Here is a 24,489-nt window from a genome sequence, read left to right on the forward strand (position 1 = left end):
AGGGATGGGTAAGGTCAAAATCGGACTCGGCGAATTTTTCAGCCTGACGCTTTTATTCGAGCTGGGCACGGCGCTGGTTGTTAATCTGGGTATGGGGTCAGGCCGGGATGCCTGGCTCTCGATCCTGCTCGGCTGCGCGGCGGGGCTGATGATGTTCACAGGATACGCCTATCTGTACCGCAAGCACCCGGACCAGCCTTTTACAGCCTATACACGGCAAATCCTCGGAAAATATATCGGGGTACCGGTAGGTCTGGTGTACATTGTTCTCTACATAAATCTGGCCGCCCGGGATCTGCGCGATGGCAGCACTATGCTCGCTATGGCAACTATGCATAACACTCCGCTGTTCATCCTAAGTGCCCTGATGCTGCTCTCTGGAGCTTATGTGCTGCATAAGGGATTGGAGGTACTGGCTAGAACTTCCATGGTCTTTGCACTGGTCGTTCTGGGGATCGGCCTGTTCGGGACAGTGATGCTGATACTCTCCGGTACGATCAATCTGAACAGACTGTTGCCTGTACTGGAGAATGGCTTCCCGCCAGTGCTCAGCTCGGTGCTTCATCAGAATTATATGTTTCCGTTCGGGGAGATGGTGTGCTTCACTATGCTGATGCCTTATCTGTCCAGTGTCAAAAAAGGGCCCTGGGTTATCGCCGCCGCCATGCTGTTCTCCGCACTCCTGCTCAGCTTCACTATGGCGCTGAATATCTCTGTCCTGGGTGCCGATATTGTGGCGCGCTCGCCGCTCCCGCTGATGCCGACAATCAGCAAGATTTCCATTTCGGATATCATCCAGCGGGTGGATATTTTCGTGGTGATGGTGCTGATCATCGGGGTGTTTTTCAAAATGGCCGTGTTCTTCGCTGCCGCGCTGATCGGAATTTCGGACCTGTTCAAGCTGCCGTACCGGAGAATGCTCTATCCCTGTGCGCTAATCATTCTGTTCACCTCCATGCTGGATGCGCGCAGCTTCATTGAACATCTGGATGAGGGCGGGACGCTGCTGTACAGGGTATACCCTTATTTAATGATAGTCATTCCGGTGCTGCTCGTTATTGTAACGGCGGTCCGTGATCATTTCTCCGCTCCCCGGCCGGGCTGACGGCCGCTTACCCAGTAGATGACATCCGGCACGATCAGAAGCAGCACCAGAACAGCCGCAGTCAGCTTTTCGGAAGTGGTATACAGCAGATAATTCAGAATGTAGCCGATATTCTCCGCGCCGTAGCCCAGCATCCAGTCCAGCAGGTACAGGTACAGCAGGGAGAGGGCCGACAGCAGGAGGATTACGGCATATTTACGCAGCAGCAGCTTTCTTATTTTCTTCTTCATTTCTACAATCTCCTTCTGCCAAGTTTATGCGTAGTATGAATCAATTGCCGGACTGGCATACAAGAATAACGGACGCACGCCTCATTTGCCTGTGAAAGCTTATCATCCATCCCGATTTATGTTACATTAGTATGAAACTAATGTCAGTCAAGGGGAGGTTCTTGCGGTGAAGCCGGATTTGCGCTCTGCATGGGAGAATAACGTGTTGGTCGGAGACGGAGCGATGGGAACCTTTTTGTATCAAAAGGGTTTCCCGGTCGGCATCTCTTACGAGGAATTGAATCTGACCTCTCCGGAGGTCATTGAGGATGTGCACCGGAGCTATATCAATGCAGGTGCTGTACTGCTGGAGAGTAACACCTACTCGGCAAACTACGACAAGCTGTCCAAGTTCGGACTGGAAGCCAAGGTCGCGGATATCAACCGTGCGGGGGTCCGCATTGCCCGCCGGGCTGCCGGCGAGAACGGTTATGTAGTCGGTGCCATCGGCTCGATCCGCGCCGGCAAACGGGCGAACCTGTCCTCATCCGAGCTGAAGAAATTCTTCTCGCAGCAGATTGCTGCCCTTCTGGAGGAAGCGCCTGACGGGATCATGCTGGAGACCTTCTATGATGTCGAGGAGCTTCATCTGGCGCTGAAGGCTGTGCGCAAGCTCAGCGCTCTGCCGGTGATCTGCCAGCTGGCTGTGGATGATTCGGCGCGGACGCTGGACGGGTTAACCCTGCCGGAAGCCTTCCATATCCTGCAGCAGGACGGAGCGGATGTGATCGGCTTCAACTGCAACACCGGACCGAACGGGATCAAGCGTGCGCTTGCAACGCTGCAGGGCAAGCTGGTGCTGCCGGTGTCGATCTATCCGAATGCAGGGGTAGCCGATTATGTAGACGGCCAGTACCGCTATGGAGCTTCGCCGGAATATTTCGGCCAGATGGCTCCGGTATTCGCGGATATGGGCAGCCGGATTATCGGGGGCTGCTGCGGGACCACTCCCCGGCATATCGCTGAAATCTCCGCTGCACTGAAGGGCTATGTGGTTGAACCGCTGCCTGAACCCGCTGCAGTCAGTGCGGTTGAACGGATCGCGGTGCAGGAGCATCTGGCGGATGACGGGGGGCAGGAAGGCGGCGAACCGACGCTTGTCGATCTGATCAAGGAACGTCACACCGTTATCGTAGAGCTTGACCCTCCGCGGGACCTGGACATCGCTAAGTTTATGAAGGGGGCAGAGGCGCTGCGCCGGGCCGGAGCCGATGCGCTGACACTAGCCGATAATTCGCTTGCTGTAACCCGGATGAGCAATATGGCGCTTGGGCATCTGGTGCAGGCCCGCACAGGGCTGCGGCCGCTGGTGCATGTTGCCTGCCGCGACCGCAATCTCATCGGTACACAGTCCCATCTGATGGGCTTCGACGCTCTGGGCATTGACCATGTATTGGCCGTGACCGGAGATCCTGCAAGGTTCGGGGATCTGCCCGGCTCAAGCTCGATCTATGACCTGACATCATTTGAAATTATACGTATGATCAAGCAGCTTAATGACGGTGTGGCCTTCTCCGGCAAGCCGCTCAAGCAGAAGGCGAAGTTCGTTATCGGCGCGGCGTTCAATCCCAATGTCAAGCATCTGGACAAAGCGGTTGAGCGGCTGGAGAAGAAGATTGCCTCGGGTGCGGATTATATTATGACCCAGCCCGTGTATGATCCTGAATTGATTGCCCGTATTGCCAAGGCAACAGAGCATCTGGATATCCCGATCTTCATCGGGATTATGCCGCTGGCCAGCGGACGCAATGCGGAGTATCTTCATAATGAGGTTCCGGGCATTCAGCTCTCCGCCGAGGTCCGCAGCCGGATGGCCGGACTGGAAGGCGAAGCAGGCCGGGCCGAAGGGGTTAAGATCGCCAAGGAGCTGCTGGATGCGGCCACCACGCATTTTAACGGCATTTATCTGATTACGCCGTTTATGTTCTATGATATGAGCGTACAGCTGCTGGAGTATATTTGGGAGAAGCAAGGACGTAAGTTATCCCCCTTGTTTCGCTAGTAATAATCAATTACAATAGTGTAATGGATGTGATTCCGTTGTCATTTAGTATGACCGGATACGGTCAGTCAGCCCTGCAACTCGGCGGACACAAGATTACGTTCGAGGTCAAATCGGTGAATAACCGGTACTGCGAAGTTGTGCTGCGCTTGCCCAGGGAATGGGCGGTGTATGAGGATAAGCTGCGTAGAATGGTTCAGGCCCATATCAAACGGGGACGGGTAGATGTCATTATTAATAGAGAAGTCACCGATGGGGCGGCTGGCGCTCATATGCTGGACCACCGCATGGTGAAGTCCTATCTTGAGGCAGCGGAGGTTCTGAACCGGGATTACGGCTTTCAGGGAGAATTGTCCCTTCAGGATATCCTTGCTCTGCCCGGTGCTATGGAATCGAAGGAAGAGTCTGCTGCGGCTGACTCCTCCGGAGAACTTGCGGGTCTTCTGGAGCAGGGGCTTCATCTTAGTCTGGAGGCCCTGCTGGAGATGCGCGGGCGTGAAGGCTCCTATTTGACAGCTGAGCTGACGCGGCGGCTTGACCGTCTCGAAGAGCTGCATGCCGGTATTAGCGGGTTTGCTCCTCTGGTTGTAGAGGAACAGCGCGAGAAGCTGCGGCAACGGCTCAGCCTGCTGAATGACGGGAGCTTCCCATGGGATGAGCATAAATTCGGCATGGAGATTGCCATTTTCGCCGACCGCTGCAATATAGATGAGGAGCTAACCCGGCTTCACAGCCATTTCGGCCAGTGCAGTGCCTTGCTGCTGGGCAGCGAACCTGCTGGACGCAAGCTCGATTTTCTCATTCAGGAGATGAACAGGGAGACCAACACGATTGGGTCGAAGTGCAGTCATCTGTCGGTGGTGAACCTCACGCTTGATATGAAGGCGGAGCTCGAGAAGATACGTGAGCAGGCGGCGAATCTCGAATGACAGGGAGCAAGCTATGATGTAACTTATGGGGGGAACAACCGGAACATGGCAATCAAATTAATCAACATCGGCTTTGGGAATATCGTGTCAGCGAACCGCATTATTTCCATTGTCAGCCCGGAATCGGCACCGATTAAGAGAATTATCCAGGAGGCCAGAGACAGGCATATGCTGATCGATGCCACCTACGGAAGGCGGACGCGGGCTGTGATTATTACGGACAGCGACCATGTGATTCTCTCGGCTGTACAGCCTGAGACGGTAGCTCACCGCCTATCCAGCAAAGACGACGATAACGACGAATAACAACAATTGGAGTGTATTATGTCAAAAGGATTGCTGATTATATTATCCGGCCCCTCCGGTGTCGGTAAAGGTACGGTATGCACAGCGTTGCGGCCGAAGATGCCTGAACTCGTCTATTCTGTTTCTGCCACCACACGCTCACCGCGTGCGGGTGAAGAGAACGGAGTCAATTATTTTTTCAAATCCAGAGAGCAGTTCGCTGATATGATTGAAGGCGACAGGCTGCTGGAATATGCGGAGTACGTAGGCAATTATTACGGTACTCCGCGTGACTTTGTAGAGAGAACCCTTGAGAGCGGAAGAGATATTATTCTGGAGATCGAGGTTCAGGGAGCTCTCAAAGTCAAAGAGAAATTCCCCGAAGGGATCTTTGTATTCCTTCTTCCCCCGTCCATGGACGAGTTGAAGGACCGTATTCGCGGACGCGGAACAGAGCATCCTGATGTGATCAGCCACCGCATGTCTGTGGCAGAGGACGAGATCGGTTTGATCCGGCATTATGATTATGCCGTGGTGAATGATGAGATTGATCTGGCCTGCAAGCGAATAGAAAGCATTATTATCGCCGAACATTGTAAGGTGCGATGAACAAGTTCTACAGGATTGGTCCATATTTACAGTAAAAGATGAAGAGGTGCCTTACATGCTATATCCATCCATTGACGAACTGGTGACTAAGGTCGACAGCAAGTATTCCCTGGTAGTCGCTTCAGCCCGCCGGGCCAGAGCACTTCGTGAAGGCGGCAAGACCGATATCGTTGCGCCTAAATCGCATAAGTATGTCGGGGTTGCGCTAGAAGAGATCTATGAAGACCGTATTATTGTAACGCGCGGCGAGGAATAGGACGGTTCTAACGGCACAGGGCACTAAATGCCTGGTGCAATAGAGAATCCGTATATTTCCCGCTGAAATGGTGCCGTCTGAACAAGGGCGGCAGTGCCATTTCTGCCGGGTAAGTAATTTTATATTTTGACAATAGCCCGTACCGGGCTGTTCCTGACAACCGGAAGGTTGTTATTTTTTTCTCTATTGATAAGGATATGTGCAGGTCTATATAGATGGGTACAGATTTCAGAAGCGGGGGGAGAGCATAGTGAAGAGCTTACAAGGGAAGTCCATTATACTTGGAATTACAGGCGGAATTGCTGCGTACAAGGCGGCTGCATTGACCAGCAAGCTTACCCAGAAGGGCGCCAAGGTGCATGTCATCATGACAGCATCGGCCAAGCAGTTCATTACGGAGCTGACGCTCCAGTCCTTGTCGAAGCAGCGGGTGTTCAGTGATACTTTTCAGGAACGCGACCCGTCTTCGATCTCGCATATTGATCTGGCGGATTCCGCCGACCTGGTCCTGATCGCTCCGGCTACCGCCAATATTATCGCCAAAATGGCCCATGGGCTGGCAGATGATATGCTGTCAACTACGCTCCTTGCCGTTACAGCGCCTATTATGGTAGCTCCGGCAATGAATGTCCATATGTATCAGCATCCGGCGGTTATCAGCAATATGGATACACTCTATAAGCGGGGTGTACAGTTTATTGAGCCCGGAGAAGGCCAATTGGCCTGCGGTTATGTGGGCAAGGGACGGCTGGAAGAGCCGGAGACGATTGTGAAGGTGGTGGAGAACTTTTTTGTTAGGCAACAGGAGAAGGAATCTGGACCGCTTACCGGCAAAAAAATAGTGATTACCGCAGGCGGCACCGTGGAGCGTATTGATCCGGTCCGTTATATCTCCAATGATTCCTCGGGCAAAATGGGCTTCGCCCTGGCGCGTGCTGCACGTGCTATGGGGGCCGAAGTGACGCTGATCGCCGCACGTACCGACGAAGCGCCGCCTCTTGACCCGGCTATTCATCTGGTCCGCGTCGAATCGGCACAGGATATGTATGAGGCGGTTATGGACCGCTGGACGAATTGCGATATTATGGTCAAAGCGGCCGCGGTTGCGGATTACCGCCCTAGACAGAGCAGCGAATCCAAGATTAAAAAAAGCGGCGACACCATGACGCTTGAGCTGGTGAAGACGACCGATATTCTGGAGAGTCTGGGGAAAAATAAGGATAAGCAGTTCCTGATCGGCTTCGCCGCCGAAACCGGAAACGCCGAATTCTTCGCCAGGGACAAGCTGATCCGCAAGAATCTTGATCTGGTTGTAGCCAATGATGTGGCAATGGAAGGTGCGGGATTTGGCACGGATACCAACATCGTCAAGGTGTATGATGCCGAAGGCCTGGTGCTGGATCTTCCCCTGGCTTCCAAGGATGAGGTGGCGCGCCGGATTCTGCGGCTGGCCGCAGATCGTGTTGCCGGAGCTTTGATATAATGGATATTGCCAAGGTCATTGTCGATGTTCCTGTACGCAGCACCGACCGGCCGTTTGACTATATTATTCCGGATTCACTGAAATTATGGATTGAAGTTGGCAGCCGGGTAGCGGTGCCATTTGGCCCCCGGACGGTTCAGGGATTCGTGGTGTCACTGGAATCGGGGGAGACCGGCAGTGTCTCCCGGATGAAGCCGATTGTGGAAGTACTGGATCTGTTGCCGCCACTGTCGCCGGAGCTGGTAGAGCTGGCCGACTGGATGAGCCAAAGATACGCCTGCAGACGGATCTCCGCACTGCAGGCGATGCTTCCGACTGCCCTGAAGGGCAAGGCCGAGCGGTTGATCTCGCTCGGGGATACAGAGGAGGCGGCCAGCGCCCCCACAGATGAGCTGTTTCCGCTCTTCCTGGAGGCGGACAACGAAGAACAGCAGATCATCGACTTCGTAAGACGCCACAGTGAGGTATCCATGAAGCTGCTGACCCGTACCTTCCCCGAGGCTGCAGAGACGATTAAGTTCATGGTGCGGCGCGGTGTGCTTGCGGAGAGCCAGTCCATCAAGGATAAGATGGGCAAAAAGAAGCTCAAGGCCGTTGATCTGGCTATTGGCTTGTCGGCCGCCCGGGAGTCGCTCTCCAGCTTCCCGGCGCGTTCAGCGCGCCAGAAGGAAGTGCTCTCCTACCTGATTGATATGGAAGCCCTGCTGCCGATGCCGCTCAAGGATATTCTGGCGATCCTTCAGGTGACAGCGGGCACAGTCAAGACACTTGCGGACAAAGGTTATATTGAGATTAGTGAAATTGAAGTCTACCGTGATCCCTACCGGGGACGCGACTTCAAGCCGAGTACCCCGCTTCCGCTGACAGCGGAGCAGGAGGTTGTGTACAAGCGGATTGTGGCGACTGTGGAGCAGCAGGCACATGAGGTCTTCCTGCTGCACGGGGTGACCGGCAGCGGGAAGACGGAAATCTATCTGCAGAGTATCCAGCGCTGCATCGAACAGGGACGGCAGGCGGTGGTGCTGGTGCCGGAGATTGCACTGACTCCGCAGATGGTGGAACGGTTCAAGGGCCGGTTCGGCAGCGGAGTGGCGGTGATGCACAGCCGGCTGTCTGTCGGCGAACGTTATGACGAGTGGCGCAAGATTCGTGAAGGCAAGGCGATGGTTGCAGTCGGAGCGCGTTCTGCGATCTTTGCTCCGTTTGCCAATCTGGGTCTGATTATCATGGATGAAGAGCATGAAGGCTCTTATAAGCAGGAGGAGAATCCGAAATACCATGCCCGTGATGTGGCTGTCCGCAGGGCAGAGCAGGGCGGGGCTGTTGTGATTCTCGGTTCGGCTACACCTTCACTCGAGAGTTATCATGCCTCAAGATCGCAGAGTGATATCCACTTCTCGCCGATTCTGCTGGAGATGCCGAGCCGCGCACTGGGCAACGAGCTGCCGAAGGTGGCTGTCGTTGACATGCGTGAGGAGCTGAAGGAAGGCAACCGCTCCATGTTCAGCCGCAGTTTGCATGCTGCCCTGGTAAGCAGGCTGGAACGCGGCGAACAGACGGTGCTGCTGCTCAACCGCAGAGGCTTCTCGACCTTCGTCATGTGCCGGAGCTGCGGCTACGTTGCAGGCTGCCCGGAATGTGACATCTCGCTGACCTATCACAGCCGCAGCGACAATCTGCGCTGCCACTACTGCGGTCATGCCGAATCTGCGCCCAAGCTGTGCCCGGAATGCGGGAGTGAGCATATCCGCTTCTTCGGAACTGGCACGCAGCGGGTAGAGGAGGAGCTGGGCAAGCTGTTCCCCGGCATCCGGGTCATACGCATGGATGTGGACACGACCACTGAGAAAGGCTCGCATGAGAAGCTCCTGAACCAATTCAGGGACAAGAAGGCTGATGTGCTGCTGGGCACACAGATGGTTGCCAAAGGACTAGACTTCCCCGATGTCACACTGGTTGGGGTCATTACTGCGGATTCTGCGCTCAATCTGCCTGATTTCCGGGCGGCGGAGAAGACCTTCCAGCTCTTGACGCAGGTTGCCGGCCGCGCTGGGCGGCATCAGCTCCCCGGTGAGGTGGTGGTACAGTCGTATACACCGGAGCATTATTCGATTATTCATGCCAGCGGGCATGATTACCGTTCATTCGTCCGGGACGAGCTGAAGCACCGTAAAGAGCTGCATTATCCGCCCTATTGCCGGCTTATTCTGGTCACCCTGTCCCATGAGCAGCTTCCGCTGCTGCTGAAGCTTGCGGAGAACTATGCGCTGAGCATTCAGGGCAAGGCCAGACAGCTGCGCTGGTATGGGAGCCTTGATAAGCTCTCCTCGGATGCGCTGGATCTGCTGGGGCCTGTGGCTTCGCCGCTCCCGCGGCTGAAGGGCCGTTACCGGTTCCAGTGTATTCTGAAATGGCGCGGTGCGATTGATGCCATTGGTCTGGCCCGCCAGGTGGCAGAAGAGCTGGAGGACTCTGTCCGCGATAAGGGACTTCAGATCAGCATTGATGTCGATCCGCAGATGTTGATGTAATTCTCCGGCGTGTTACAATGGTAAGGCAGTTTTTATGATCTCCCCCTCATATACTATAGAAATTAGATATGTTCAGAACAAGGATGGTGTTAGTGTAAATGGCAATCAGGCTGATTGTGAAAGAACCGGATGAAGTGTTGCATAAGAAAGCGAAGATGGTGACCAAAGTTACCCCCAATGTACAAAAATTGCTCGATGATATGGCAGATACGATGTATGACGCGGAAGGCGTTGGCCTCGCAGCCCCGCAGGTAGGAATTCTGAAACGGCTGATTGTAATTGATGCCGATGAAGAGAATGGATTGATCAAGCTGATCAATCCCGAGATCGTCAGCATGGAGGGGGAGCAGTTCGGACCCGAAGGCTGCCTGAGTATTCCCGGCCTGAACGGGGATGTCCGCCGTGCGGAGACAGTGACCGTAGTCGGCCTGAACCGCGAAGGCGAGGAAGTGACGATTACTGGAAGCGGCCTGCTGGCCCGGGCTTTTCAGCATGAGATCGATCACCTGAATGGCGTGCTGTTCACGGACATTGCTGAGAAGGTCTATGAGTACACAGCAGAACGCAGTGAAACTGAGGAGTGAATGAAATGAGAATAGTGTTCATGGGAACGCCGGCTTTTGCAGTCCCATCCCTGCGGATGCTGCTGGAAGAGGGCTATGACGTAGTGGCTGTGGTCACTCAGCCGGACCGGCCGCAAGGCCGCAAGAAGACGCTGGCGCCGACCCCGGTGAAGGTGGCTGCGCTGGAGCTGGGACTGCCGGTTCTTCAGCCTGAACGGCTGCGCCGCCCGGAGTCGGTGGCTGAGCTGGCTGCCTATGAGCCGGATCTGATTGTCACCGCCGCATACGGACAGATTCTTCCGGGGAGTGTCCTGGAGCTGCCAAAGAACGGATGTGTGAACGTCCATGGCTCGCTGCTGCCCAAATACCGTGGCGGCGCCCCGATACAGCACTGTATCATGAATGGCGAGAAGGTGACCGGTGTAACGCTGATGTACATGGCGGAAGGGTTGGACACCGGAGATATGATCTCACGGGTTGAAGTGGCGATCGAGGATGAAGATACCTCAGGTACTGTGTTTGAGAAGCTAAGCGTTGCGGGCGCGGACCTGCTCAAGGCAGAGATGCCTCGCCTGGCAGCCGGCCGCGTAGAAGCTGTCGTGCAGGATGACAGTGAAGCGACCTATGCGCCGAATCTAAGCCGTGAAGATGAGCGGATCGACTGGAGCAGAGGCTCGCTTGAGCTATACAACCAGATTCGCGGTCTGGTGCCGTTCTCGGGTGCGTTCACCCTGTGGAACGGCGAGACCTTCAAGGCGTGGGCTGCGGTGAAGCCGCAGGCGGAGGAACAGCCGGGCGGCAGCGCGGCTCCGGGCACAGTGCTGTCCGTGAGTGAACGCGGCGTTGAGGTGAAGACTGGCGACGGGACACTCCGGCTTACGACCGTTCAGCCTGCCGGCAAAAAAGCCATGAGCGCAGCCGACTTCAGCCGAGGGGCGACCCTTGCGCCCGGAACGGTGCTCGGTTGAGCGCGGGCGGCAAGGGAGGGGGCGGACCGCGTCCGCGTACTCCCGGCAATCAGCCTGCGGCTTCAGGCAGAACGGCTGCCGGTGGCAGACCCGGCGGAGCGGGTAGGAATCAGCCCGGCGGCAAACCCTCTGCGCCAGCTTCTGCGCGTGAGGTTGCCCTCGATATTCTCGTCCGCGTAGAGCAGCAGGGCGCCTACAGCAACCTGCTGCTGGGAAGCAGCCTCCAGAAAGCGGAGCTCAGCCGGGAGGATACGGGACTGGCTACAGAGCTGGTGTACGGAACCCTCTCGCGTATGATTACACTGGATTATGTACTCGGCAGCTTCGTGAGCAAAGGTCTTGCCAAGCTGGAGCCTTGGGTGCGGAGTCTGCTGCGTCTAAGCCTGTACCAGATTATGTACCTGGACCGGGTGCCTTCGCATGCAGCCGTTAACGAAGCTGTGAATATCTCCAAGAGACGCGGCCATCAAGGCATCTCGGGTATGGTCAACGGTGTGCTGCGCAGTGTGCTGCGCGCCGGAGATCTGCCGGTATTGCCAGAGGGGCTGAGCCGTGAAGAGCGGATCTCCATCGAGCACTCCCATCCCCTATGGATGGTGCAGCGCTGGTCAGCGGAGTATGGCCCGGATACGGCGGAAGCCATGTGTGCGGCGAATAATGAGCCGCCCGCAGTCAGTGTCCGTGTCAATACAACGATGATTAGCCGGGAAGTCATGCTGGCTGAGCTGCTGGAAGCCGGTCTGGATGCCGCCGAATCGAAGGTGAGCCCTGCCGGTCTGGTCATCAGGGGCGGCGGCAATCTGGCGCTGACCTCCTGGTACCGGGACGGCTATCTGTCCGTTCAGGATGAGAGCTCCATGCTGGTAGCCGAAGTTGTCGCTCCTGAAGCCGGGATGAAGGTGCTGGACTGCTGCGCTGCTCCCGGCGGCAAAAGCGCCCATATGGGCGAGCTGATGAGGGACGAAGGCTCCATACTGGCCAATGATCTGCATGAGCATAAGGCCAAGCTGATTGCCGAGCAGGCCGCCCGCTTGGGCCTGGAGTGCATCACCACCGCAAGTGGGGATGCCCTGGAGCTGGGCGCAGCCCTCCAGCCGGAATCCTATGACCGGATTCTGCTGGATGCTCCTTGCTCGGGACTTGGGGTCATCCGCCGCAAGCCCGATTTGAAATGGCGCAAGCAGCCGGAGGATATCGCAAGCGTGGCTGCGCTGCAGCTTGAGCTGCTGCAATCGGTCTCGGGGCTGTTGAAGCCGGGAGGCGTACTGGTCTATAGCACCTGTACTACCGAGCAGGCGGAGAACAGCCGGGTTGTCGCCGACTTCCTGGAGCACAACCCCGGCTTTGTCCCGGTCAGCTTCAAGTCAGCAGTCTGGGACCGGCTGGAAGGAACTGCACTTGCTGCAGGTGATGGCATACAACTGCTTCCCCATCATTATGGCAGCGACGGCTTCTATATTGCCCGGCTGGAACGACTCTTGTAATATAGCGATTGTGCTCCTGAATTACAGCTACCCGCCCGCAGATTCCTCCGCGCGGCGGGCTTTTCTTTTACCGGCTCAGAGTTTTGTGTTAAAATAGGAAGAATGAGAAATAACACGCATATAATTTATGAAAGCACAGGTGCAAAAATACAATGAAACCTTTAATATATGATTTTTCGTTAGAAGAGTTGCAGCAATGGGCCAAGGACAACGGAGAGCCTGCTTTTCGCGGCGGGCAGATCTTTGATTGGCTGTATGTGAAGCGGATCAGTGACTTCGAATCCATGAGCAACCTGTCCAAGGCACTCAGAGCCAAACTCGTAGACCAGTTCAGTATTTCGGCGCTTACCGAGATTACGAAGCTGGAGTCCAAGGACGGCACGGTGAAATTCCTGTTCGGTCTGCATGATGATCATGCGATTGAGACAGTTATTATGAAGCATAATTACGGCAACAGTGTATGTGTGACGACTCAGGTAGGCTGCCGGATCGGATGTACCTTCTGTGCATCTACCCTTGGTGGTCTCAAGCGGGATCTGACTGCAGGGGAGATTGTTGCCCAGGTTGTCCGTTCCCAGCAGATTCTTGATGCGCGCGGCGAACGTGTCAGCAGCATTGTCATTATGGGGACAGGCGAGCCCTTCGAGAATTATGATGCAACCATGAGATTCCTCCGTCTGATGATCCACGAGAAGGGCCTGAATATTGGCCAGCGCCACATCACCGTGTCCACCAGCGGAATTGTGCCGAACATCTATAAATTCGCTGATGAAGATACACAGATTAATCTGGCGATCTCGATTCACGCTCCTAACGATACGCTCCGTTCCAAGCTGATGCCGGTGAACCGCCGTTATCCGTTCGACGATGTAATCGAGTCCCTGCGCTACTATCAGGCCAAGACAGGCCGCCGGATCAGCTTCGAGTACGCCTTGATCGGCGGCGTGAACGATCAGCCGGAGCATGCAGAAGAGCTGGCCGGGGTGCTGAAGACGATGCTGTGCCATGTGAATCTGATTCCGGTCAATCATGTGCCTGAGCGCAAGTATGTCCGGACTTCCCGCAATGATATCTTTGAATTTCAGCGTATACTGGCCGATCATGGCGTGAATGTTACCATTCGCCGTGAGCAAGGCCATGATATTGCGGCCGCATGCGGACAGCTGCGTGCCAAACATATGGAGTTGGGGTGAGGATATTTGATCAGAACAGTTCAAGCCAGCGACATTGGCCGGGTACGTACCGTCAATGAGGATTCAGTCTGGATCGGCGCTACGCGCCACGGTTATACCCTCGGCATTATTGCCGACGGAATGGGGGGACATCTGGCTGGCGATACCGCGAGCAGGCTGGCACTCGAGACGGTCAGGGGTATTCTGGACCAGCTGGAACCTGATCTGCCTGAGGCAGAGCTGAAGGAGGCGCTGACTGCCGCCATTATGGAAGCCAATAACACGGTTCACAGTGAGGCTCAGAGCGATGAGAAGCTCCACAATATGGGGACTACCATCGTTGCTGCGCTGCTGAAAGGGTCGGCAGGCTATATCGGCCATATCGGGGACAGCAGGGCTTATCTGATTCAGAACGGTGAAGCCAGGCAGCTAACCGAGGATCATACGCTGGTGAATGAGCTGTTCAGGAACGGCCAGATCAGCCTGGAGGAGCTGGATAATCATCCGCGCCGCAATGTGCTCACCAGGGCACTGGGCACGGATACAGTGGTGTCTGCGGATCTGGCTTATGTTACGCTTGCAATCGGTGAGCTCTTGCTGCTGTGCAGCGACGGACTCAGTAATTATGTCAGCCAGGAGCATCTGGGCAAGGTAGCCGGAATTAACGAAATATCTCTGGAAGAAAGAGCAGAGCGATTACTTCAACTGGCATTGCTTGCTGGGGGCAGCGATAATATAAGCGTTGCTATGCTGGAACACCAAGGAGAGGCCGCAGTGCCCGAGACAAAGGAGTGGGAAAGATGATCGGTCACGAATTGGGCGGCCGTTACCAAGTCATCGAACGGATTGGCGGAGGAGGCATGGCGCTTGTCTATAGAGCCCATGATATACTGCTTAACCGGAATGTTGCTATCAAAGTACTGCGCAATCAGTTTGTGCATGATGAGGAATTCATCCGCCGGTTCCGGCGGGAGGCGCAATCTGCTGCATCGTTATCTCATCCAAACGTAGTCAGCATATACGATGTCGGCCAGGAAGATGAAGTCCATTATATTGTTATGGAGTATATTGAAGGCAAGAACCTGAATGAAATTATCAAAGAGCGGGCACCGATGCAGGTGGATGAATCCGTGCGGATTGCCTCGCAGATCTGTGATGCGCTGGATCATGCGCATATGAACCAGATTATTCACCGCGATATTAAACCGCATAATATTCTGATGGGACGTAACGGGCGGGTTAAGGTTACCGACTTCGGAATCGCCCGGGCGGTTACGTCAACTACCATTACCCAGACGGGTTCTGTGGTGGGCTCCGTGCATTATTTCTCGCCGGAGCATGCCAAAGGCGTAACAACAGGCGAGAAATCCGACCTCTACTCTCTTGGCATCGTGCTCTATCAGATGCTTACAGGCGTGCTTCCTTTCTTGGGGGAAAGCCCGATCAGTGTGGCGCTGAAGCATCTGCAGGAGGAATTCGAGGAGCCGCGACTGCTGAATCCGCTGATTCCGCAAAGCGTGGAGAATGTAATCCTGAAGTCGATGCGCAAGAACCCGGAGGAGCGTTATCAGTCCGCCAAGCAAATGCTGCAGGATCTGGAGACCTGTCTGCTGCCGGAACGGCGCAGTGAAGCCAAAATGTTATTCCAGGATGATGATGATGAAGACAGAACGCGCATCATTCCGGCGATCAAGCCACTGCAGCGCGGGCTAACCAGCCGTGGCGGCGAGGAGCGGACCCGCAGTATGGAGGAAGCTCCGCCGCCTGCTTCTTCGAAGCGTAAAAGCCGCGCCGCGCTGTGGATTAGCCTTACACTGGTCGTGCTGATCGCCATGACCGGAATTGTGTGGTATGTCAATTCCAAGTTGTCGGTCGATGAAGTCTCGGTGCCTGCGGTGACAGGCAAGACCTTCGAGGAAGCCAAGGCACAGCTTGAAGCTGTGGGGCTGTTTGCCGAGGAGCCGGCGCTGATTGCGTATAATCCTAACTTCGAAGAGAATATTGTCTGGAAGCAGAGCAAGACCAATACGATGGTCAAAGAAGGAACTCATATTATCCTAACGGTTAGCACCGCCAAGGTATTGCCTAAACTTAAGGATGTTTCTAACCTGAGTTATGATGATGCCGTCAAGGAGCTGATTGCCCTTGGTATTGCCCAGGATAGAATTACAACACCCGATGAACGCTATAGTGAGGAGTTTGCCAAGGGCAAGGTTATTAGCTCTGAGCCTGCCGCAGACACTGAATATGATCCTGATACGGTAACTATCAAGCTAATCGTGAGCAAAGGTAAAGAAAGCACCCAAATGCCGGATCTCATCGGGAAGACGGAGAAGGAAGCCAAGGCTGCGCTGGAGAGTGTAGGTCTAGTGCTGGATGCGGTCAAGGAAGAGCCGAGTTTCATTTACGAGAAGGGTAAGGTTACGAAGCAATGGGCTTACGAGGCAGGGGATCTGGTCCCTCCAGGCGAGAAGATTACGATCTACATCAGCACAGGGTATCCTCCGGAAGCTCTGGAATTCACGTTTAATGTTCCGGTAGCACCTGCTGCGGACGGCAAGAAGAGCAAGATCCGTATTGTGTTTGCAGATGCGCGCAATGGAGGCGAGAACCAGGAGTGGGGCACCCGCACGATTGGTAAAAGCCAGACCTTGTCCGTGAATATGCTGCTTGCCCCTAACAAAGACGGTATGGTATCCGTATACCGGGACGGGGAGTTCCTGGAGACCTTCCCTATAACTTATGTGGATGTCAAGAATAACACTGTGCAGCAGCCTGAACCTCCTCCGGTGGAGACACAGACGCCTGCACCGACGGTTGCTCCTACCGAGGCTGTCCAGCCTACTGAGACGCCGGTTCCCGACCCGACAGCAGAGCCTGAGATTCTTCCGCCGGACACCGGGGAAGGTGATGGGACAGGCGGGACGAACCAGACGGGTTATGTTCCGGGTAACGGACAGAATAACAGTGTGCTGGCTTCTGCCCGCAGCAAGGGCAATATCAATAGCAACAGTAATGGTAATGGTAAGGGCCTTAACAACAAGCACGGCAAGGATAAAGGCCATAAATAATATAACAGAGATAAGCTTCAGCGGAGTTGCCAGGGAATATCGGCACTGCTGAGGCAGCGAAATGACCCGGGGGTTCCACACTTGGGTCATTTGCGCAATATCAGGAGAGGAAGGCTCAGCATGTATGCCTGAAGGAATCATAATTAAAGCACTTAGCGGATACTACTATGTAAAGCCACTCAAGAATGAACAGATCGTGACAGAAGCCCAGGCGGTGCAGTGCCGTGGACGCGGGATTCTGAAGAAAAAAGGAATTGCGCCTCTGGTCGGTGACCGGGTAAACTATGTGCTGACCGAGAACGGAGAGGGCATGGTGGACGAGCTGCTTCCCCGTGAATCCGAGCTGATCCGCCCCCAGGTGGCCAACGTTAAGCTGGCGGTGCTGCTGTTCTCCGTGCGGGAACCGGATATGAATCTTAATCTGCTGGACAAGTTCCTGGTGCATATCGAGCATTCCGGCCTGGAGACGCTGATTGTGCTCACGAAGCAGGATTTGGCTGATGATGAAGGGCAGGCTACGGAAGCTGTCAAAGCTCTGTATGAGCAGATTGGCTATGAAGTGATGGTAACAAGCTCACTGAACGGATCAGGTGCTGATAAACTGCAGCAGCGCCTAGCCGGAATCATCAGCGTCTTCTCAGGACAGTCGGGCGTAGGGAAGTCCACTCTGCTCAACCGACTTGTACCGGGCCTTGCGCTGGAGACAGGGGAGATTAGCCTCCGTCTCGGGCGCGGACGCCACACCACGCGCCATGTTGAGTTGATGGATATAGGTAACGGCGGATTTGTGGCCGACACACCGGGCTTCAGTCAGCTGGATTTCCTGGAGCTGGGAGTGGATGAGCTGTCCGTGTGCTTCCGGGAGTTCGCCTCCTATGCGGAGAACTGCAAATTCCGCGGCTGCAGCCATCTGCACGAACCAGGCTGCAAGGTGATAGAGGCCTTGCAGTCCGGGGATATTGCGGATAGCCGTTACGAGCATTACAAGCTATTCTTTAATGAAATGAAAGATAAAAAGCGGAGGTACTAAACTCATGGTAAAAATTGCTCCTTCCATATTGTCAGCAGATTTCGCAGCGCTTGGCGCAGAGGTGGCCGAAGCGGAAGCCAGCGGTGCGGACTGGATTCATGTAGATGTGATGGACGGACATTTTGTGCCGAATATTACGCTGGGTCCCGCGATTGTTTCAGCGGTGAGATCCAACACTTCACTGCCCCTCGATGTACATTTAATGATTGAGAACCCGGAACGCTATATTGCTGATTTTGCAGCTGCGGGCGCTTCTATAATTACGGTTCACGCCGAAGCCTGTGTGCATCTGCACCGTGTAATTCATCAGATCAAGGAGCTCGGCCTGATGGCGGGGGTAGCCATTAATCCGGCTACACCGGCAGCAGCTGTACGGGAGGTTCTGGAGGATGTGGATATGGTGCTTGTTATGACTGTCAATCCGGGCTTCGGCGGGCAGGCGTTCATTCCGCGTACGCTGCATAAGATTACACAGCTCCGGGAGTGGGCTAAGGAGACCAATCACAAAGGCCTGCATATCGAGGTGGACGGCGGAGTAGCCGAAGCTACAGCGCCGCTGGTGGCTGCAGCAGGGGCAGATATACTTGTAGCGGGCAATGCGGTCTTCGGCCGCAGCGACCGCGCAGGGGCGATCAAGGCCATCCGTGAGGCAGCGGACAGTGCAGTCCGGCAATAGGCGATGATGCCCACTTACTAATGCACGAATAGACCCTCAATCTGCTGCATTCGCAGACGGAAGGTATAGGCCAAGTTGTCGGCGCATAAATATGGTTACATGAGCAGAAATCTCATGTAGCCTTTTTTGCGGAGGTCTGCAATCGATGGTACATTCTTCATCAAGACAGGATAGTCTCCTTCTGCACGGCATGAATTGATGGGAGGGTTAATCATGAAATTTTACACGTTCAAGCTGCCGAGATTCTTGGGAGGTTTTGTTAAAGCGATTTTGAACACGTTTCAGAAGAGTTAAGGCCGAAGCAGACATGTAAATATGAAAAAAAGCACCTTACGTATGTAAAGGGTGCTTTTTGCTACAAATATAATATCTCTTCTATTCTCGCTGAAACGGATACCGTCTATGAAAGAACGGCATGTCCGTTTCTACTTGGTATGAGATATCGCTAGGCCCGGGAATGATCGGAAACTAGACGCGTTCAACTTTACCGGATTTCAAAGCACGGGTGCTGACGTACACGCGTTTCGGTTTGCCGTTCACCAAGATACGAACCTTCTGAACGTTAACTCCCCAAGAGCGACGGTTGCGGTTGTTAGCGTGAGACACGTGGTTACCGCTGCCCGGTTTCTTGCCTGTTACTGTACATGTGCGGGACATAGATTACACCTCCTTGTTACTTACACCTGCGTAAAACAATACTTGAATATCATATCACAGCAAAAATTGCTTCGTCAACCGATTCAAAAACATTTATTTCTGCAGACTCTTATAGTACAATATAAATTAGTGCATTATGTCCAGTTGATCATCGAATTGATTAGGCATGAAGGTAGGAAGGGGAATTCTCATTGAGTAAGCGTTCTATAAACGGGACAGATTTTACCGCAATGGTACTAGCCGGTGCGGAAATGCTGCAGCAGCATGCCGAACATGTCAATTCATTGAATGTGTTTCCGGTGCCGGATGGCGATACGGGAACAAACATGAACCTGACAATGACCGCAGGCGCGAACGAATTGAAGAGAAACAATACAGCCTCCGTCGGTCAATGTGCGGGCGTGCTGTCGAAGGGACTGCTGATGGGCGCGCGGGGGAACTCCGGCGTTATTTTGTCACAGCTGTTCAGAGGTCTTGGACGTTATGCGGCCCAATATGATGAACTCAATACACAGCAGTTCGCTGCTGCCCTGCAGACCGGGGTAGATACTGCCTATAAGGCAGTGGTGAAGCCGGTTGAAGGCACCATTCTTACGGTTGCCAAGGAAGCTGCAAGGCATGCAGTGTATTATGCACGGCGCACAACGGATATTACCGAGCTGATGACCGAAGTCCTGGCCAAAGCCAAGGAAGCCTTGGCGCATACGCCTGAGCTTCTGCCTGTGCTGAAGCAGGTGGGCGTAGTGGATTCGGGGGGGCAGGGTCTGGTCTATATCTATGAAGGCTTCCACCAGCATCTGACTAGCGGATCAGCCGCTTCGCCGGTACAGACTTCTGTGCAAGGACAAGCCACGGCTCCGGTATCCGTACCGGCACCCGTGTTGACCAAACCTGAGAATGCCTTGTCCTCCGTACAGTCTTCCGCGCAATCACAGCTCCATACGGAAGACATTGAATTTTTATATGATATGGAATTTTTCATTAACCGTCAGCTTGGCGCAGCCGTAAAAGCGGATTTTGATGAGGAAGCTTTTCGGAAAGCGTTATCAGTCAACGGGGATTCAATTATCGTCATCTCGGATGATGAGACGATCAAGGTGCATGTACATTCCAAGACACCCGGAGAGGTGCTGAACCTGGCGCTCGTCCACGGGGAGATCACCCAGATTCACATCCTTAACATGCGCGAGCAGCACCGCGACCTGTTGACGGCCGGTATGGACATCGCGCCAATGCCGGATGTCTTCGCCGATATCCCGGAAGAGAAGGCCAGCGTGCAGGCGCCGGCGGTTCCTCCTGCGGATGATCTGGCGCCGTACGGCTTCATTGCGGTCTCCTCGGGAGACGGAATCTCGGATATCTTCCGCAGCCTGGGCGTCGATGCAATCCTGGCCGGCGGCCAGACGATGAATCCCAGCACAGAGGATTTCGTGAATGCGATCTCTTCGATTTCCGCGAAGCATATCTACATTCTGCCGAATAACTCCAACATTGTCCTGGCTGCCCAGCAGGCCAAGGAGCTGCTCGAGGGCGAACGTGAGATTACAGTGATTCCGAGCAAGAGTATTCCACAGGGAATCTCGGCAGCCTTTGCCTTCCAGGAAGAGGATGCGGTCGATACCAACACCAGCAATATGCTGGAGGCTATCGCCCAGGTCAAGTCCGGACAGATTACCAATGCTGTACGGGATACTGTGATTGAGGATCTGGAGATCAAATCCGGGCAGTATATCGGCATTGAGAGCTCCAAGATTGTCGCTGCTGCTGATGATTTGCTCACTGTCAGCAAGCAGCTGCTGTCCAGCATGCTGGTGAATGGTGACGAGATCGTTACTGTGCTGACCGGCGCAGACACCGGGGCGGACATTACGGATGCTCTTGGAAGCTGGCTGGAAGAGACGTACCCGCAGGTTGAGGTTGAGATTCATGAAGGCGGCCAGCCGCTGTACTATTATCTTTTCTCAGTGGAGCCATAGACCTCTTAGGGCTTAAGCATTAAGCAGGCATAGTGGATCAGCTATATCACAGTATGGGGAGGAACATTATGAATCGTACCGTAATCGTTACCGACAGCACTTCCGATATCCCGCCTGCGTTGGCGGCGCAATACGGCATTGAAGTCGTTCCGCTGACGCTGATGTTCGGCGAAGAGGCATTCCGGGATAACGTGGATATGACTCCGGAACAGTTCTACGAGCGTCTTCCCCGCTCGCAACAATTGCCGACCACTTCGCAGCCGTCTCCTGTAGAATATATGAATGTGTACCATCGTATATTGGAGCAGCATCCGGGCAGCTCAATCCTGTCCTTCCATATCTCCTCAGGCTTAAGCGGCACCTATCAGTCTGCTGTCATGGCCAAGTCCATGCTGGAAGAGGAAGGCGAAGCTATCACCGTTGTAGATAGCCTCTCCGCCTCCTACGGCTTCGGGTTCATGGTTGTGGAAGCCGCCAGGCTGGCGGAGCAGGGGCATGCTCCTGCGGAGATTCTGGCGCAGGTGGAGAGTCTGCGCCAATCCCGCAAGCTGTATTTTCTCGTGGATACACTGGAATATCTGCAAAAGGGCGGAAGAATCGGCAAGGCATCGGCCATCTTGGGCACGCTGCTCAATATCAAGCCGATCCTGTCCATTGATGCAGAAGGCATTATCTATGCGGTAGAAAAGGTCAGAGGGCGCAAGAAGGCAGTCGCCCGCATGATCGAGCTGTTCAAGGCAGATCTGCCGGGTGTGAATACAATACATGTGGCCGTGGGTCATACGGCTGAACCGGCTTCCGGCGAAGAATTCCTGCGGGAATTAGCCGGACATTTCACCTTGAAAGAGAAGGTTCTGACCAATGTCGGCCCTGTTGTGGGCAGCCATGTCGGGAATGGAACCTTAGCCGTATTCATCTGGCCCGCCTAAGTATAGGGGATGAACATGGTGCTTACTTTGGATTCAATTGAAGTGAAACAAATAACTGGCGTGAGCGCTCAAAAGCAAAGTGAGCTTCACGCCTTTGCCGTTTTTACTGTGAAGGATTTGCTGGAGTATTACCCTTTCCGGTATGAGGATTTCCGGCCGAAATCTCTAAGTGAGGTCAAGCATGGCGATAAGGCGACCGTGGTAGCCAAGGTCATCGGTATTCCGGTGCTCCAGCGCTTCGGGGGCAAATCCCGCATGAGCTGCAAGATGGTGGCGGAGCCGTGGATGTTCACCGCTACGTGGTTCAACCAGCATTATGCGCGTGAACAATTGACTGTCGGCCGTGAAGTGGTGCTGACGGGGAAGTGGGACCAGAAGCGCAATCAGATTACGGTGACCAACTATGAGTTCCCGGACCGCGGGGAAGGCAAGACAGGAACGCTGCAACCGGTATACTCAATCGGGGGCAAGATTACGCAGTCCTGGATTCGCCGAATTATTGGCCAGGCTCTGCAGCAGTATGGGGACCTGATTCCGGAGATTCTGCCGCAGAGCATTATGCGCAAATATGATTTCATGTCACGCAAGCGGGCCATTGCCACGATCCATCAGCCCGAGGATACGCGTGAGGGCCAGCAGGGAAGACGCCGGATGGTGTATGAGGAGCTGTTCCTGTTCCAGCTGAAGGTACAAGCCTTCCGCGTGCTGAACCGTGGCCGGATGGACGGTGTGGTTCATACCGTGGACAATGCAACAGTGAGGCAATTCGTGCGGAGCCTGCCCTTCGAGCTGACCGATGCCCAGAAGCATGTGGAGCTGGAGATTCTGCAGGATATGCGTTCAGGATATTGCATGAACCGATTGCTTCAAGGCGATGTGGGCTCCGGCAAAACCGTACTCGCAGCGATTGCGCTCTACGCGACTGTAAGATCCGGATTTCAGGGTGCGCTGATGGTGCCGACTGAAATCCTGGCAGAGCAGCATATGCGTTCGCTCACGAGGATGTTCGAGCCCTTCGGCATTACCGTGGGCCTGCTGACCGGGAGCGTAACCGGCCGGAAACGGAAGGATCTGCTCGCCTCCCTGCAGATGGGAGTGCTGGATGTGATTGTCGGAACCCATGCGCTGATCCAGGAGGATGTCTTCTTCCGCAGTCTGGGGCTTGTGGTTACGGATGAGCAGCACCGCTTCGGGGTGAACCAGCGCAGTGTCCTGCGGCGCAAAGGGTACAACCCGGATGTGCTGACCATGACAGCTACCCCGATCCCACGGACGCTGGCGATCACCGTCTTCGGCGATATGGATGTGTCTACGCTGTCCGAACGGCCAAAGGGGCGTGTGCCGATCACCACCTATTGGGTGAAGCCGGATCTGATGGAGCGGGTGATGAACCTGATCAGCCGTGAGATTGAGCAGGGTCGGCAAGCCTACCTGATCTGTCCGCTGATTGAAGAGTCGGAGAAACTGGATGTGCAGAATGCGATTGATCTGCATGTGCAGATGTCACAGGCTTTTCCGAATTATAAGGTGGGCTTGCTTCACGGGAGAATGACGCCGTCCGAGAAGGACGAGGTGATGCGGAGCTTCTACAGCAATGAATTGCAGCTCCTGGTGTCTACAACGGTCGTAGAGGTCGGTGTCGATGTCCCGAATGCCACGCTGATGATCATCATGGACGCTGACCGCTTCGGGCTGTCTCAGCTGCATCAGCTGCGCGGCCGGGTCGGCAGAGGGGAGCATGCTTCCTACTGTGTGCTGATGGCTGATCCTAAGTCGGAGATCGGGCGCGAGCGGATGACTGCGATGACAGATACCGATGACGGGTTCGAGGTATCACGGCGGGATCTGGAGCTGCGGGGACCGGGGGATTTCTTCGGGACAAAGCAGAGCGGCCTGCCGGAATTCCGGCTGGCGGATATGACGGCTGACTTCGAGACGCTGGAGCTGGCGCGCGATGATGCCGCTGAGCTGCTGCGGGAGGCTTCATTCTGGACCTCGGCGGATGTTGCGCCGCTGCGCGGGTATTTGCAGCAGGAACAAATTTTCCAGGGGGATTTAATTGACTGAACAGGCACATCTGGGCACCTGCCCTCATATACTGTGAATGATTGGATATGACAGGAGGTGCTGCGCTTGGGTTATCAGCAATATGGAATCAGTCCCCAGCTGGTGGATCGCATCAAGCTGAAGATGAAGAATCCGGCGGTCAAGGAACGCGTTAAGAATATGATCACCGGTATCTCCAAACAGGAACTCCAGGATACAGCAGTCGTGCGCAAGCTAGTGCATAATGCGTCGTCTGTGATGCATGAGAAGCTGACGTCTGCACAGGAAGAACAAATTGTGAAGTTCGTCATTGCCCAAAAGATCGACCCCGGCAATACGTTTCACTTAATCCGCTTATGGGGGATGTTCCGCTGACAAATAGCAGAATTCAGTATCCTCCGATAGGCTTGCAACCCAAAAAGCGTTCCCGTAAGTAACTTACGGGAAC

General features: G+C 54.7%; 23 protein-coding genes. 21 read left to right on the forward strand and 2 right to left on the reverse strand.

Annotation, left to right across the window (positions count from 1 at the left end; all coding sequences use genetic code 11):
* Positions 1-4 precede the first annotated feature (4 nt).
* Positions 5-1,105 carry a GerAB/ArcD/ProY family transporter gene (locus NST43_RS11755; protein WP_339224591.1) on the forward strand — a complete coding sequence of 367 codons (1,101 nt, stop codon included), beginning with the start codon at positions 5-7 and terminating at the stop codon, positions 1,103-1,105.
* On the opposite strand, the gene NST43_RS11760 is transcribed toward NST43_RS11755, so the two are convergent.
* A complete protein-coding gene (locus NST43_RS11760) occupies positions 1,078-1,335 on the reverse strand; it encodes a hypothetical protein (RefSeq protein ID WP_339224593.1) in 258 nt (85 codons plus the stop codon). The genes NST43_RS11755 and NST43_RS11760 overlap by 28 nt on opposite strands.
* 166 nt (positions 1,336-1,501) lie before the next feature.
* On the opposite strand from NST43_RS11760, the gene NST43_RS11765 reads away from it, so the two are divergent.
* The 16 genes from NST43_RS11765 to spoVM all read left to right on the forward strand — a co-directional run bounded on the left by NST43_RS11765 (position 1,502) and on the right by spoVM (position 18,727).
* Positions 1,502-3,376 carry a bifunctional homocysteine S-methyltransferase/methylenetetrahydrofolate reductase gene (locus NST43_RS11765; RefSeq protein WP_339224595.1) on the forward strand — a complete coding sequence of 625 codons (1,875 nt, stop codon included), beginning with the start codon at positions 1,502-1,504 and terminating at the stop codon, positions 3,374-3,376.
* A 38-nt stretch (positions 3,377-3,414) separates the two neighbouring features.
* Positions 3,415-4,305, forward strand: coding sequence for a YicC/YloC family endoribonuclease (locus NST43_RS11770; RefSeq protein ID WP_339224597.1), 891 nt, complete (start codon positions 3,415-3,417; stop codon positions 4,303-4,305).
* 45 nt (positions 4,306-4,350) lie between these two features.
* Positions 4,351-4,611 (forward strand): DUF370 domain-containing protein, encoded by a 261-nt coding sequence (locus tag NST43_RS11775; RefSeq protein ID WP_006209218.1) that lies wholly within the window; start codon positions 4,351-4,353, stop codon positions 4,609-4,611.
* An 18-nt stretch (positions 4,612-4,629) separates the two neighbouring features.
* Positions 4,630-5,199, forward strand: a complete 570-nt coding sequence (gmk, locus tag NST43_RS11780) for a guanylate kinase (RefSeq protein WP_209985465.1) — start codon at positions 4,630-4,632, stop codon at positions 5,197-5,199.
* A gap of 55 nt (positions 5,200-5,254) precedes the next feature.
* Positions 5,255-5,455 carry a DNA-directed RNA polymerase subunit omega gene (gene rpoZ / locus NST43_RS11785; protein ID WP_036694519.1) on the forward strand — a complete coding sequence of 67 codons (201 nt, stop codon included), beginning with the start codon at positions 5,255-5,257 and terminating at the stop codon, positions 5,453-5,455.
* Between the two features lie 247 nt (positions 5,456-5,702).
* Positions 5,703-6,938, forward strand: coding sequence for a bifunctional phosphopantothenoylcysteine decarboxylase/phosphopantothenate--cysteine ligase CoaBC (gene coaBC / locus NST43_RS11790; protein WP_339225397.1), 1,236 nt, complete (start codon positions 5,703-5,705; stop codon positions 6,936-6,938).
* Complete coding sequence (priA, locus tag NST43_RS11795; RefSeq protein WP_339224600.1) at positions 6,938-9,469, forward strand: primosomal protein N'; 2,532 nt, start codon at positions 6,938-6,940, stop codon at positions 9,467-9,469. Before coaBC ends, priA begins: the two co-directional genes overlap by 1 nt.
* A gap of 98 nt (positions 9,470-9,567) precedes the next feature.
* Positions 9,568-10,053 (forward strand): peptide deformylase, encoded by a 486-nt coding sequence (gene def, locus NST43_RS11800; protein WP_339224602.1) that lies wholly within the window; start codon positions 9,568-9,570, stop codon positions 10,051-10,053.
* 5 nt (positions 10,054-10,058) lie between these two features.
* A complete protein-coding gene (gene fmt / locus NST43_RS11805; protein ID WP_209985474.1) occupies positions 10,059-11,000 on the forward strand; it encodes a methionyl-tRNA formyltransferase in 942 nt (313 codons plus the stop codon).
* Positions 10,997-12,484 (forward strand): 16S rRNA (cytosine(967)-C(5))-methyltransferase RsmB, encoded by a 1,488-nt coding sequence (gene rsmB, locus NST43_RS11810; protein ID WP_339224604.1) that lies wholly within the window; start codon positions 10,997-10,999, stop codon positions 12,482-12,484. Before fmt ends, rsmB begins: the two co-directional genes overlap by 4 nt.
* A 152-nt stretch (positions 12,485-12,636) precedes the next feature.
* Positions 12,637-13,677, forward strand: coding sequence for a 23S rRNA (adenine(2503)-C(2))-methyltransferase RlmN (rlmN, locus tag NST43_RS11815; RefSeq protein ID WP_339224606.1), 1,041 nt, complete (start codon positions 12,637-12,639; stop codon positions 13,675-13,677).
* Positions 13,678-13,683: 6 nt separating this feature from the next.
* Positions 13,684-14,460 carry a Stp1/IreP family PP2C-type Ser/Thr phosphatase gene (locus tag NST43_RS11820; RefSeq protein ID WP_339224608.1) on the forward strand — a complete coding sequence of 259 codons (777 nt, stop codon included), beginning with the start codon at positions 13,684-13,686 and terminating at the stop codon, positions 14,458-14,460.
* The gene (pknB, locus tag NST43_RS11825) at positions 14,457-16,727 is read left to right on the forward strand and encodes a Stk1 family PASTA domain-containing Ser/Thr kinase (protein WP_339224609.1); all 2,271 of its coding nucleotides are present in this window, start codon (positions 14,457-14,459) and stop codon (positions 16,725-16,727) included. The genes NST43_RS11820 and pknB overlap by 4 nt, the downstream gene beginning before the upstream one ends.
* 124 nt (positions 16,728-16,851) lie before the next feature.
* Complete coding sequence (gene rsgA, locus NST43_RS11830; RefSeq protein ID WP_339224611.1) at positions 16,852-17,757, forward strand: ribosome small subunit-dependent GTPase A; 906 nt, start codon at positions 16,852-16,854, stop codon at positions 17,755-17,757.
* A gap of 4 nt (positions 17,758-17,761) precedes the next feature.
* Positions 17,762-18,433 carry a ribulose-phosphate 3-epimerase gene (rpe, locus tag NST43_RS11835; RefSeq protein WP_339224613.1) on the forward strand — a complete coding sequence of 224 codons (672 nt, stop codon included), beginning with the start codon at positions 17,762-17,764 and terminating at the stop codon, positions 18,431-18,433.
* A gap of 213 nt (positions 18,434-18,646) precedes the next feature.
* Positions 18,647-18,727, forward strand: coding sequence for a stage V sporulation protein SpoVM (spoVM, locus tag NST43_RS11840; protein ID WP_020431362.1), 81 nt, complete (start codon positions 18,647-18,649; stop codon positions 18,725-18,727).
* 174 nt (positions 18,728-18,901) lie between these two features.
* Here spoVM and rpmB read toward each other — a convergent pair whose 3' ends face one another.
* Positions 18,902-19,090 carry a 50S ribosomal protein L28 gene (rpmB, locus tag NST43_RS11845; RefSeq protein WP_076074411.1) on the reverse strand — a complete coding sequence of 63 codons (189 nt, stop codon included), beginning with the start codon at positions 19,088-19,090 and terminating at the stop codon, positions 18,902-18,904.
* A gap of 191 nt (positions 19,091-19,281) precedes the next feature.
* Here rpmB and NST43_RS11850 point away from each other — a divergent pair, with 191 nt between their 5' ends.
* The 4 genes from NST43_RS11850 (at position 19,282) to NST43_RS11865 (ending at position 24,416) form a co-directional block, all read left to right on the forward strand.
* Positions 19,282-21,066, forward strand: a complete 1,785-nt coding sequence (locus NST43_RS11850) for a DAK2 domain-containing protein (protein ID WP_209985494.1) — start codon at positions 19,282-19,284, stop codon at positions 21,064-21,066.
* Between the two features lie 68 nt (positions 21,067-21,134).
* Complete coding sequence (locus NST43_RS11855) at positions 21,135-21,995, forward strand: DegV family protein (protein ID WP_209985498.1); 861 nt, start codon at positions 21,135-21,137, stop codon at positions 21,993-21,995.
* Positions 21,996-22,010: 15 nt separating this feature from the next.
* Positions 22,011-24,062 (forward strand): ATP-dependent DNA helicase RecG, encoded by a 2,052-nt coding sequence (gene recG / locus NST43_RS11860; RefSeq protein WP_339224616.1) that lies wholly within the window; start codon positions 22,011-22,013, stop codon positions 24,060-24,062.
* A 66-nt stretch (positions 24,063-24,128) separates the two neighbouring features.
* Positions 24,129-24,416, forward strand: coding sequence for a stage VI sporulation protein F (locus NST43_RS11865; RefSeq protein WP_339224618.1), 288 nt, complete (start codon positions 24,129-24,131; stop codon positions 24,414-24,416).
* Positions 24,417-24,489: the final 73 nt, after the last annotated feature.

It is taken from the genome of Paenibacillus sp. FSL H8-0332, assembly GCF_037963835.1.
In the GTDB taxonomy this organism is placed as follows: domain Bacteria; phylum Bacillota; class Bacilli; order Paenibacillales; family Paenibacillaceae; genus Paenibacillus_AQ; species Paenibacillus_AQ rhizoplanae.

Excerpts from the sequence above, each read along its gene's own strand:
- spoVM (WP_020431362.1), top strand. The coding sequence starts at position 18,647 with ATGAAATTTTACACGTTCAAGCTGCCGAGATTCTTGGGAGGTTTTGTT.
- priA (WP_339224600.1), top strand. The coding sequence starts at position 6,938 with ATGGATATTGCCAAGGTCATTGTCGATGTTCCTGTACGCAGCACCGAC.
- recG (WP_339224616.1), top strand. The coding sequence starts at position 22,011 with ATGGTGCTTACTTTGGATTCAATTGAAGTGAAACAAATAACTGGCGTG.
- rpe (WP_339224613.1), top strand. The coding sequence starts at position 17,762 with ATGGTAAAAATTGCTCCTTCCATATTGTCAGCAGATTTCGCAGCGCTT.
- NST43_RS11855 (WP_209985498.1), top strand. The coding sequence starts at position 21,135 with ATGAATCGTACCGTAATCGTTACCGACAGCACTTCCGATATCCCGCCT.
- NST43_RS11775 (WP_006209218.1), top strand. The coding sequence starts at position 4,351 with ATGGCAATCAAATTAATCAACATCGGCTTTGGGAATATCGTGTCAGCG.
- rsgA (WP_339224611.1), top strand. The coding sequence starts at position 16,852 with ATGCCTGAAGGAATCATAATTAAAGCACTTAGCGGATACTACTATGTA.
- rpoZ (WP_036694519.1), top strand. The coding sequence starts at position 5,255 with ATGCTATATCCATCCATTGACGAACTGGTGACTAAGGTCGACAGCAAG.
- rpmB (WP_076074411.1), bottom strand. The coding sequence starts at position 19,090 with ATGTCCCGCACATGTACAGTAACAGGCAAGAAACCGGGCAGCGGTAAC.
- fmt (WP_209985474.1), top strand. The coding sequence starts at position 10,059 with ATGAGAATAGTGTTCATGGGAACGCCGGCTTTTGCAGTCCCATCCCTG.
- rlmN (WP_339224606.1), top strand. The coding sequence starts at position 12,637 with ATGAAACCTTTAATATATGATTTTTCGTTAGAAGAGTTGCAGCAATGG.
- gmk (WP_209985465.1), top strand. The coding sequence starts at position 4,630 with ATGTCAAAAGGATTGCTGATTATATTATCCGGCCCCTCCGGTGTCGGT.
- NST43_RS11755 (WP_339224591.1), top strand. The coding sequence starts at position 5 with ATGGGTAAGGTCAAAATCGGACTCGGCGAATTTTTCAGCCTGACGCTT.
- pknB (WP_339224609.1), top strand. The coding sequence starts at position 14,457 with ATGATCGGTCACGAATTGGGCGGCCGTTACCAAGTCATCGAACGGATT.
- NST43_RS11760 (WP_339224593.1), bottom strand. The coding sequence starts at position 1,335 with ATGAAGAAGAAAATAAGAAAGCTGCTGCTGCGTAAATATGCCGTAATC.
- def (WP_339224602.1), top strand. The coding sequence starts at position 9,568 with ATGGCAATCAGGCTGATTGTGAAAGAACCGGATGAAGTGTTGCATAAG.